The sequence below is a fragment of the Propylenella binzhouense genome (assembly GCF_009866965.1).
GTDB lineage: Bacteria > Pseudomonadota > Alphaproteobacteria > Rhizobiales > Afifellaceae > Propylenella > Propylenella binzhouense.
In genome coordinates, this window is the sequence record NZ_SPKJ01000123.1 from 1 (window position 1) to 9,912 (window position 9,912).

The 9,912-nt window shown below is 70.1% G+C and carries 8 protein-coding genes and 1 pseudogene; 5 read left to right on the forward strand and 4 right to left on the reverse strand.

What is annotated here, in order from left to right; translation table 11 throughout:
• A partial coding sequence (locus tag E4O86_RS20650; protein WP_161142440.1) for an SDR family NAD(P)-dependent oxidoreductase occupies positions 1 to 717 on the forward strand: 717 nt, incomplete at its 5' end.
• A gap of 12 nt (positions 718 to 729) precedes the next feature.
• On the opposite strand, the gene E4O86_RS20655 is transcribed toward E4O86_RS20650, so the two are convergent.
• From E4O86_RS20655 to E4O86_RS20670, 4 genes are all read right to left on the reverse strand, one after another.
• Positions 730 to 2,262 (reverse strand): tripartite tricarboxylate transporter permease, encoded by a 1,533-nt coding sequence (locus E4O86_RS20655; protein WP_161142441.1) that lies wholly within the window; start codon positions 2,260 to 2,262, stop codon positions 730 to 732.
• A 31-nt stretch (positions 2,263 to 2,293) separates the two neighbouring features.
• Positions 2,294 to 2,740: a tripartite tricarboxylate transporter TctB family protein gene (locus tag E4O86_RS20660; protein ID WP_161142442.1), complete on the reverse strand. Its 447-nt coding sequence runs from the start codon at positions 2,738 to 2,740 to the stop codon at positions 2,294 to 2,296.
• Between the two features lie 69 nt (positions 2,741 to 2,809).
• The gene (locus E4O86_RS20665) at positions 2,810 to 3,796 is read right to left on the reverse strand and encodes a tripartite tricarboxylate transporter substrate binding protein (protein ID WP_161142443.1); all 987 of its coding nucleotides are present in this window, start codon (positions 3,794 to 3,796) and stop codon (positions 2,810 to 2,812) included.
• Between the two features lie 84 nt (positions 3,797 to 3,880).
• Complete coding sequence (locus E4O86_RS20670; protein ID WP_161142444.1) at positions 3,881 to 4,777, reverse strand: polysaccharide deacetylase family protein; 897 nt, start codon at positions 4,775 to 4,777, stop codon at positions 3,881 to 3,883.
• Between the two features lie 348 nt (positions 4,778 to 5,125).
• On the opposite strand from E4O86_RS20670, the gene E4O86_RS20675 reads away from it, so the two are divergent.
• The 4 genes and pseudogenes from E4O86_RS20675 to E4O86_RS23280 all read left to right on the forward strand — a co-directional run.
• Positions 5,126 to 5,926, forward strand: a complete 801-nt coding sequence (locus tag E4O86_RS20675; RefSeq protein ID WP_161142445.1) for a DUF3108 domain-containing protein — start codon at positions 5,126 to 5,128, stop codon at positions 5,924 to 5,926.
• A 150-nt stretch (positions 5,927 to 6,076) separates the two neighbouring features.
• Complete coding sequence (locus E4O86_RS20680; protein ID WP_161142446.1) at positions 6,077 to 9,385, forward strand: helicase-related protein; 3,309 nt, start codon at positions 6,077 to 6,079, stop codon at positions 9,383 to 9,385.
• Entirely contained in the window at positions 9,382 to 9,741 is a 360-nt protein-coding gene (locus E4O86_RS20685; RefSeq protein WP_161142447.1) for an RNA-binding S4 domain-containing protein, read from the forward strand. The genes E4O86_RS20680 and E4O86_RS20685 overlap by 4 nt, the downstream gene beginning before the upstream one ends.
• Before the next feature lie 94 nt (positions 9,742 to 9,835).
• Positions 9,836 to 9,912, forward strand: a pseudogene (locus E4O86_RS23280) (ferredoxin FdxA); the annotation flags it as partial.

Consider the following 9,912-nt stretch of genomic DNA (forward strand, 5'->3'; position numbering starts at 1 on the left):
CTCGTGACGGGCGCCGGGCGCGGCCTCGGCTTCGCTGCCGCCTGCGCGCTCGCCCAGGCCGGCGCGCGGGTGACCCTCTGCGCGCGCTCGACCGACGAACTGGAGGCTGCGGCCGATGCCATCCGTGCGGGCGGCGGCGAGGCCGACACGCTCGCGCTCGACCTTCTCGACATCGCGGGCGCGCAACGCGCCTTCGCCGCGGCGGAGCCCTACGCGATCTTCGTCAATAATGCCGGGACGAACCGCCCCGGGCCGTTCCTCGACGCGACAATCGAGGATTTCGACGCCGTCATGGATCTCAATCTGCGGGCGGCCTATTTCGCCGCCCAGGCGGTGGCGCGGCGGATGGTCGAGGGCGGGCACGGCGGCTCGATCATCAACGTCTCGTCGCAGATGGGCCATGTCGGTGCCGCGACGCGCACCATCTATTGCGCGTCGAAATGGGCGCTCGAAGGCCTCACCAAGGCGATGGCGATCGAGCTCGCGCCGCAGAAGATCCGCGTCAACACGCTCGCGCCGACTTTCGTCGAAACGCCGATGACGAGGCCCTTCTTCGAGAACCGGGCCTTCCGGGAGGACGTGCTCCGCAGGATCAAGCTCGGGCGCCTCGGCCGCTACGAGGACATCATGGGCGCGATCGTGTTCCTCGCCTCCGACGCCGCCGCCCTGATGACGGGCTCTGCCGTCCTGGTCGACGGCGGCTGGACCGCGGAATAGCCCGCCCTTCCTTCAGGTCTTGCCGGTGCCGGCCGTCTCCGCGGCGACCGCCGAGTCCGCCTCGAGCCGCTCCCACTTCTTCGGCCGCACGGCGTAGAACAGCACCATCACCACGATCGCGAGGAGGACGAGCGCGATCGGCCGGCCCGCCAGGTAGGCGAAGGGCGCTCCGCGCGCGACCACCATCATGTCGCGGAACCCGTTCTCCGCGATCGGCCCGAGGATCAGCCCGAGCAGCATGGCCGCCGGCGAGAAGCCCCAGCGCTGGCCGTAATAGCCGGCGACCCCGAAGCCGATCATGATCCACACGGCATGGATGTTGTTGGCGCCGGCATAGGTGCCGATCACGCTGAAGACCAGGATCATCGGACCGAGCACGCCCTGGGGAAAGAGCGTCAGATAGGCCATGACGCGCGCCAGCAGCGCGGCGACGAAGCCCATCACGATGTTGGCGAAGAGAAAGCCCCACATGATCGTGTAGATCACCTCCGGATTGTTCCGGAAGAGCCGCATGCCCGGCTGCAGGCCGTGGATCATCAGCGCGCCGAAGATGACGGCGGCGGAGATGCCGCCCGGTATGCCAAGGATGAAGAGCGGAATGAGCGAGGTGCCGGTCACGCCGTTGTTCGAGCCTTCGGTCGCGGCAAGGCCCTTGAGCTCGCCCCGGCCGAACTGGTCGCCGGGCTTCGCGTGCCGGATCTCCCAGCCATAGGCGACCCATTGCGCGACGCTCGCGCCGGCGGCGGGGATGATGCCCATGACGAGCCCGGTGATCCAGCCGCGCAGCAGCGCCCAGCGCGTGTAGCGGATTTCCGACAGGCGCGGGAAGAGGTTCCAGCTCAGGCGGTCGACGCCGGAGATCGTCCCCGCCGCATGCGCCTGGCAGAGTTCGAGCCCCTGCGCGAAGGCGAACAGGCCGATGATCGCGGAAAGGATCCCGATGCCGCCTTCGAAGCCGATATAGTCGAACGTGTAGCGGGGAAACCCGGAATAGTTGTCGACCCCGAAGGTCGAGAGATAGAGCCCGGCAAGGCCGGCGAGGAGCCCCCGGAACAGCTTGCCGAACGTGACCGCAGCGATCGAGGTGAGGCCGAGTATCGCGACGAGGAACATTTCGGCCGGCCCGAAGAGCAGGGAGGCTCTGGCGAGCGGCGGCGCGAGCAGGAGGAGCGCGACGCCGCTCACCAGCCCGCCGACGACGGAGGCGAAGGTGGAGATGCGGATCGCCTGCATCGCCTTTCCGCGCTTCGTCAGCTCGTAGCCCTCGATCGCCGAGGCGGCGGATGCCGACGTGCCCGGCGCGCGCAGGAGGATGGCGGAAAAGGAGCCGCCATAGATGCCGGCCGCGTAGACCGACACCATGAGGATGATCGCCGTCTCGGGCGGCAGCCCGAAGGAGAGCGGGATCAGCAGCGCGATCGCCATCGGCGGGCTCAGCCCCGGGATGGCGCCGATCACGAGCCCGACCGTGGTGCCGGCCAGCATCGCGGCGAGGTTGGGCACGGTGAGAACGTTGAGCGCGTAGCCGAAAAGCGTCGGGTCCATCGCGGCTCCCTCGTTGCGGCGGCGCCGCTTGCTAGAACAGGAGGCCTCTCGGCATCTGCGCGCCGAGCGCGAGTTCGAAGAGGGCGTAGATGAAGGCCGTCGCCCCTGCCGCCGAGGCCAGTATGAAGACGGGCCGGCGCAGGCCGACGGCGACAGGCAGGCCGACGAGAAGCGCGAACGTGGTCGTGTAGTAGCCGATGCGGAAGATCGCGAGGACATAGAGGATCACGACGGCCGTGATCGCGATCGGCTTCGCAAGCTGCGCCGGCGCTTCCCGCACCCGCCAGGCCGCGAAGCTTTCCGGCGCCACGAAGGTGCGGGCCAGCATGATCCCCGCGACGAGCACCATCAGGCCGGAGACGAAGAGCGGGAAAAGGTCGCCGCCCGCCGGGAAGTCGGTCGCGAGCCAGCCCATATAGAGCGCGCCCGCGATGAAGAGGACGGCCGAGATGCGCTCGCCCCACAGCGTGTTCGGCATCGAGACCTCCCGACGGCGTTGGACAGGACCGGTTTGCGGGGCGGCGCCGGAAAGGCGCCGCCCCCGGGCTCATTCGGATTCCCAGAACTTGATCGAGGCGACGCGGTCGGCCGAGCTCTTCAGCCGCGCCTGGAGCGCATCGCCCTCCAGGAACATCAGCACGTTCTTGCTGGCGAGTTCCTGGATGATGTACTCCGGATTGGCGATCGTCCGGCGCAGGGCGTCGAGATACACCTTGTTCTTTTCTTCCGGCAGGCCCTTGGCCGCGCCGACGGTGCGGCCCGCATAGGAGACGTTCTCCTTGCCGGTGACCTCCTTGAAGGTCGGCACCGAGGGAAGCTCCGACCAGCGCTCGTCGTGAAGGACGCAGATCGGCCTCAGCTGGGCCTCCAGCATGAAGGGCACGTAATAGCCGACGTTGCCGGCCACGCAATCCGTCACGCTGCCGATGACTTCCTGGATCTTCTTGTTGTCGCCGTTCGAGTAGACCTTCCTGACCTTGAAGTTCGGCAGGAACTTCTCGGCATAGGCGATCCCCATGTGGTCGTCCGAGCCGACGCCGGTGGAGCTGATGACGATCTGGTCCGGGTTCTTCTCCACATAATCCAGGAACTGCTTCAGGTTGAGGAAGCGCTCGTCGTTCTCCCGCACCGCCCAGATGCAGGGATCGTAGGAATGCCAGCAGAGGATGTTGAAGCTCTCCAGCGTCTCGGTCCGCTTCATGCGCGGATCCATGTACGAGAAGAGGTGCGGCAGGTTTATGCAGCCGAGCTTGTGGTCGTCCTTCTCGGGATCCCACTTCGCCATCTCCGACCAGCCGAGCCAGCCGCCGCCGCCGTCTATGTTCTCGATCGTGACCGGAACGCCGAGCTCCTTGGAGAGGAACGGCGCCATCAGCCGCATCGAGCGGTCCGCCCCTCCCCCCGGCGAGAACGGCACCATCAGCGACACCGGCCCGCTCGGAAACGTCGCCGCCCGCGCGACATGCGGCGCCACCAGCGCGGCGGCGGTCGCGGCGCCGGCCGCCTTCAAGAATGTCCTGCGGCTCTCCTGCATTCTTCCCTCCCTCTCCGGCCGGGTCTCCGCCCGGTTTGATTATCGTCTGCTAACTTGCGGCCCGCCGTTCCGGCCGGCCCGAGCCTATTCCGCCGCCGCGCGCATCCCGGTCTGGCGGCGGTACCATTCGGCGATCTCGCCGCCGGTCATCCAGGCGACCCCCGAACCGGCGAGAAGGTGGTCGAGGAGCGCCTCGAAATGGCCGATCCGGTGCGGCACCCCGGTGAGATAGGGGTGGACGCTGATGGCCATCACCCGGGCGTTCCGCTCGCCCTCGGCATGGAGGCGGGCGAACTGCTCGATCGACCGGAGCTTGAGCCCGTCGGACGGCAGATGCTGCAGCGCGTGAACCACGATGTCGTTCGTCTCGACCGTGTAGGGCACGGACAGGATCGGTCCGTGCGCGGTCGCGATCTCGCACGGCAAATCGTCGAGCACCCAGTCCGCGACATAGCCGATGCCCGCTTCGGCGAGGAAGTCGACCGTCTCGGCCGTCTCGGTGAGGCCGGGGCTCTCCCAGCCCGCCGGGCGCGTGCCGGTGAACGCCGCGATCGTGTCGACTGCGCGGAGGATCTCGCCGCGCTGGTCCTCCAGATGATGCGTCGGCCGCTGCACGAAGCCGTGCCCCATGAATTCCCAGCCGGCCTCGAGCGCCGCCCCCGCCACCCTCGGATAGCTCAGGCAGACATCGGCATTGAGCGCGAAGGTCGCCCTCAGCCCGCGCGTGGCGAGCGCTTCGAGGATCCGCCAGAAGCCGGCGCGCATCCCGTATTCGTGCCAGGCCCAGTTCGGCAGGTCGGGAAGGAGCGGCTGGCCCATCGGCGGCGGCAGCACTGTGCGGGGCATCGGCCGCTCGATCGCCCATTCCTCGACATTGACGATGATCCAGACCGCGACGCGCGCGCCGTCCGGCAGCGTGAGCCTCGGCCGGTCGACGAGGGCCTCGTAGCGGATGCGGTCGGACAGGCGGCCGGGCCTCATGCGAGGCGCCCCGCGCCGCGCGGATCCGGACGGACTGGTTCCTCGCAGGTCATGGCGCCTCCTCCTCCGGCTCCTCGTTCGTGGAAGCCCTTGCGCGCGGGATCGACCTCGGCGGCTAAATGATCGGCTATAAAATAGCCGCCGGTCAACCGGGGCCTCGCATTCCGGCCGCATTGCGGCGCCAGGCGGCCGGCCCGCCGGCCGCATCGCGGCTCCAAGGCGGCCGGCCCGCCCGCCGCATCGCGGCAAACCTTTCCCGGCCATTCGCCGCAGGCCGCGCTTTCGGCCAATTCCGCGCTACATTGCATTCCGCGAAACCACGCACGACCCGCCCTCGACGATCCGCCGATGCCGTTCCGAGCCGCCCGCCTCATCCGCCTCGCCGGCCTCTGCCTCCTTGCGGCGCCCGCCGCGGCGGCGGCCGCCACGATCGACGCCAGCTACGGCGTCTCGCTGATCGGCCTGCCGGTCGGAAAGGCCACGCTGAAGCTCGTCACCGACGGCACGACCTATCAGATCCAGGGCGAAGGCGGCGTGCGCGGCGTCTCGCGGCTCCTCTCCGACGCCACGGGCGGCGTCAGCGCCGCCGGCACGCTGCCCCCCGGTCCGCGGCCGCTCCCCGTCGGCTACCGCCAGGTGATCCGGTCGGACAAGGAGACGGAGAACGTCTCGATCGACTTCGCCAACGACGCCGTCGCGAAGACGGTGATCGACCCGGACCGCCCGAAGCACCGGCGGAACCGGGTGCCGCTCACGGAGGCGGACATGCGCGGCGTGCTCGATCCGGCGAGCGCGCTCGTGATCCCGACCGGCGGGGCGACGGGTTCGGAAATCTGCAACCGTACGGTTCCGGTCTTCGACGGGCGGCAGCGCTTCGACATCGTCCTCAGCTACCAGCGCACCGAAACGGTCGAGGGCGGCAGCCACCGCTATTCCGGCCCGGCCCAGGTCTGCGCGATGCGCTATGTCCCGATCGCCGGACACCGGAAGAACCGCCGCACGATCAAGGAACTCGCGGAGAATCGCGATCTCGAGATCTGGCTCGCGCCGCTCGCCTCGGTGCCGGTCGCCGTGCCGGTCAGGCTCAGGGTCGGCACGAATTTCGGGCCGCTCGTGTTCCGCCTGGAGCGCTTCAGGGCCGATCCGTGAGCCCCTTGCCGGGGGGCGGCCGAGAAAGGCGGGGCCTCAAGGACATTTTGTGCCCGCGGAGCGGTGCGAAAGGAAACCGGATCGCTTATATCGGGCCTCACGGATCGGCGCCTGCGATCCTCATTCTGACGGGACCCTTCTGATCAGCGGATGAACTCGCCCACGCCCCGCTCCAAGCGCTGGAGCGCCAGGAACGTCACGGCGGTCCTCGGTCCAACCAATACCGGGAAGACCCATCTCGCCATCGAGCGCATGCTGGGGCACGAGACCGGCGTGATCGGGCTGCCGCTCCGGCTGCTCGCGCGCGAGGTCTATGGACGCGTCGCGGCGCGCGCCGGTGCCGACCAGGTCGCCCTCGTCACGGGGGAGGAGAAGATCCTCCCCGAGCGCCCGCGCTACTGGGTGTCGACCGTGGAGGCGATGCCGCGCGAGACGGACGCCGCCTTCGTCGCCATCGACGAGGTCCAGATCGCCGGCGATCTCGAGCGCGGCCACGTCTTCACCGACCGCATCCTCAATCTCCGCGGCAGCCAGGAGACGCTCCTCCTCGGCGCCGCCACGATGCGCGGCATCATCGAGCAGTTGCTGCCCGGCGTGCAGATCATCACGCGGCCGCGCATGTCGGTGCTGAGCTATAGCGGCCAGAAGAAGCTGACCCGGCTGCCGCAGCGTTCCGCCGTGGTCACCTTCTCCGCCGACGAGGTCTACGCGGTCGCCGAGCTGATCCGCCGCCAGCGCGGCGGCGCCGCCGTGGTGCTCGGCGCCCTCTCCCCACGCACCCGCAACAAGCAGGTCGAGATCTTCCAGTCCGGCGACGTCGACTTCCTGGTCGCCACCGACGCGATCGGCATGGGCCTCAACCTCGATCTCGACCATGTCGCCTTCGCGGCGAACCGGAAGTTCGACGGCTATCAGTACCGCGCGCTGACGGCCGCGGAGCTCGGCCAGATCGCCGGCCGCGCGGGCCGCCACATGCGCGACGGGACGTTCGGCGTCACGGGCCGGGTCGATCCGTTCGAGGATTCGCTCGTCGAGGCGATCGAGAGCCACCGCTTCGAGCCGGTCCGCACGCTCCAGTGGCGGAGCGACGCGCTCGATTTCACGAGCCTTTCGGCGCTCAAGACGAGCCTCGACGATGTTCCGGGCGTGGACGGGCTGACGAAGGCGCCCCCGGCGGAGGACCAGACGGCGCTCGAGATGCTGTCGCGCGACGAGGAGATCAGGGATCTCGCGCGCGGGCCCGAGAATGTCCGCCGGCTCTGGGAAGTCTGCCGGCTTCCGGATTACCGGCGCATCGCGCCTGCCCAGCATGTGCAGATCATCGCCGACATCTTCCGCTTCGTCGCCGACGGCGGCGTCGTTCCGGACGACTGGATCGCCTCCCAGCTCCGCCAGTCGAGCCACACCGAAGGCGACATCGACACGCTCTCGAGCCGGATCGCGCAGATCCGGACCTGGACCTTCGTCGCCAACCAGCCGAACTGGCTCGGCGATCCGCCTCATTGGCGCGATGCGACGCGGGCTGCCGAGGACGCCCTTTCCGATGCGCTCCACGAGCGCCTGACCCAGAGGTTTGTCGATCGGCGCACGAGCGTGCTCATGCGCCGGCTGAGGGAGAATACGATGCTCGAGGCCGAGATCACCGCCTCCGGCGATGTGCTGGTCGAGGGTCAGCATGTCGGCAGCCTCCAGGGCTTCCGCTTCACGCCGGCGGCGGGCGGCGAAGGGGCCGACGCCAGGGCCGTGCGCGGCGCCGCGCAGAAGGCGCTCGCGACCGCCATCGTCGACCGCGCCGAGCGGCTCGCCAAGGCGCCGGACAGCGAGATCGTGCTGAGCTTCGACGGCTATCTGCGCTGGCGCGGCGAGCCGATCGCGCGCCTCGTCGCGGGCGAGGACGCGCTCAAGCCGCGCGCCGTGCTGCTCGCGGACGAGCAGCTGACCGGCGCGCCGCGCGAGCTCGCCGACAACCGCGTCACCGCCTGGATCGGGAACCACGTCGCGACGGTCCTGAAGCCGCTCGTCGACCTGGCGGAGGACCAGTCGCTCACCGGCATGGCGCGCGGGATCGCGTTCCGGCTGGTCGAGAATCTCGGGATCGTGGACCGGCGCGACGTCGCGGAGGACGTCCGCGGCCTCGACCAGGAGGCCCGTGCGAGCCTCAGGCGCCACGGCGTCCGCTTCGGCGCGCACCATCTCTACATTCCGGCCCTGCTGAAGCCGGCGCCGAGCACGCTTGCCGCGCAGCTCTGGGCGCTCAAGAACCGCGACTTCGAGGTTCCCGGCCTTTCCGAGCTTTCCGCGATTTCGGGCTCGGGGCGGACGTCGGTCAATGTCGAACCGGGCTTCGAGCCCGAGCTCTACCGCCGGTTCGGGTTCCGCAGCTACGGACGCCGCGCCGTCCGGATCGACATCCTCGAGCGCCTGGCCGACCTCATCCGGCCCGCCCTCGCCTGGCGCCCCGGCGCGCCCGGCATGGAGCCCGCCGGCGCATTCCCTGGCGGCGGCTTCATCGTGACGCCCGCCATGACGTCGCTTCTCGGCGCGTCCGGCGAGGACATGGCGGTGATCCTGAAGGGCCTCGGCTATCGGGCCGAGCGCCGGCCGAGGCCGGAGCCGCGCCCCGCCGCGGACGTTTCGTCCGGTCCGCAGCCGCCGGCGGCCGAAGCGGCGGCCGAAGCGCCTGCCGACGCCACTGCCGCGGCTCCCGGGGAGCTGCCGGAGGATCTCGAGCTCGCCGAGGAGATCGCCGAAAGCGCCGGCGAGGAGACGGCGGAGCCGACGCTGAGCGACGCGATCGCGAGCGGTGCGATCGATGTCGGCGAGACCGGCGCGATCGCGGCCGAGGCGCAGGCGGAAGAGATGCCCGCACAATCCGGGCCGGAAGACGCTTCGGCGGAGGCCGACGGGGTTGAGCCGGCCGTTGCGGATATGGAGGCGGGCGCTGCACCTTCCGGGCCGGAAGGCGCTTCGGCGCAGGAGGGCGGGGCCGAGCCGGCCGCATCGGCGACGGAAGCGGCGGGCGAGCCGGCGGCAGCCGAGCCGGCGGCGGACGGCGAGCCCGAGATGATCGACGTCTGGCGGCCGTCCTATGGCGGCGGACGGGATCGCTCCAAGCGGCCGAGGCGCGACGGCAGGCATCACGGCCAGGGTCGCGATGTCGCCGGTTCCGGCCGCCCCGAACAGGGACGGAGCGAGGACGGCGAGCGGCGCCGGCAGCGCCAGGACAATAACCGCGAGGAGCGCGCCGATCGCGCCGGCGGGCGCGGCGGACAGGAGCGCAAGGGCCAGCCCGAAGCGCACGGAAAGCGGCAGGAGCACCGCGGGGGCGGTTCGCGGAAGGGCGGCGGGTATCGCCCGGAGCGTCAGGAGCGGCCGCGCGAGCGTCCGGTCGATCCGGACAATCCGTTCGCGGCCCTCGCGGCGCTCAAGAAGCAGCTCGAGGAGAATGGCGGTCGATGAGCGGGGGCGATGGCCAGCGCCTCGACAAGTGGCTCTGGCACGCCCGCTTCGCGCGCACGCGGACGGCCGCGCAGCGGCTGATCGCCACGGGCAGCGTCCGCGTGAATAGGGAGAAGGTCCTGTCGTCGAGCCGGCTGGTCCGCCCGGGGGACGTGCTGACGCTCGCGCTCGGCCGCGGCGTGCGCATCGTGCACGTGCTGGCGGTCGCGGAGCGCCGCAGCTCCGCCGAGCAGGCGGCGCTGCTCTTCTCCGAGCACGTCCCGGCGGGTGCGAGCCCGCCCGCGGAATTTCGGCCGCACGGAAGCGCGGACCGGTCCGGGGCTCGATCGGCGGCCACCGGCGATCCGGAGGATTGACTTTCTTCCGGCCGGCTCTTTGCCGCAACGGAGGTTCTTCCCGGTCGCGGCCAAACTTGCTACGCCGCTCGCGCCCGCCCAACCGGAGACAGCCATGACCTATGTGGTCACCGAGAACTGCATCAAGTGCAAGTACATGGACTGTGTCGAGGTGTGTCCGGTGGACTGCTT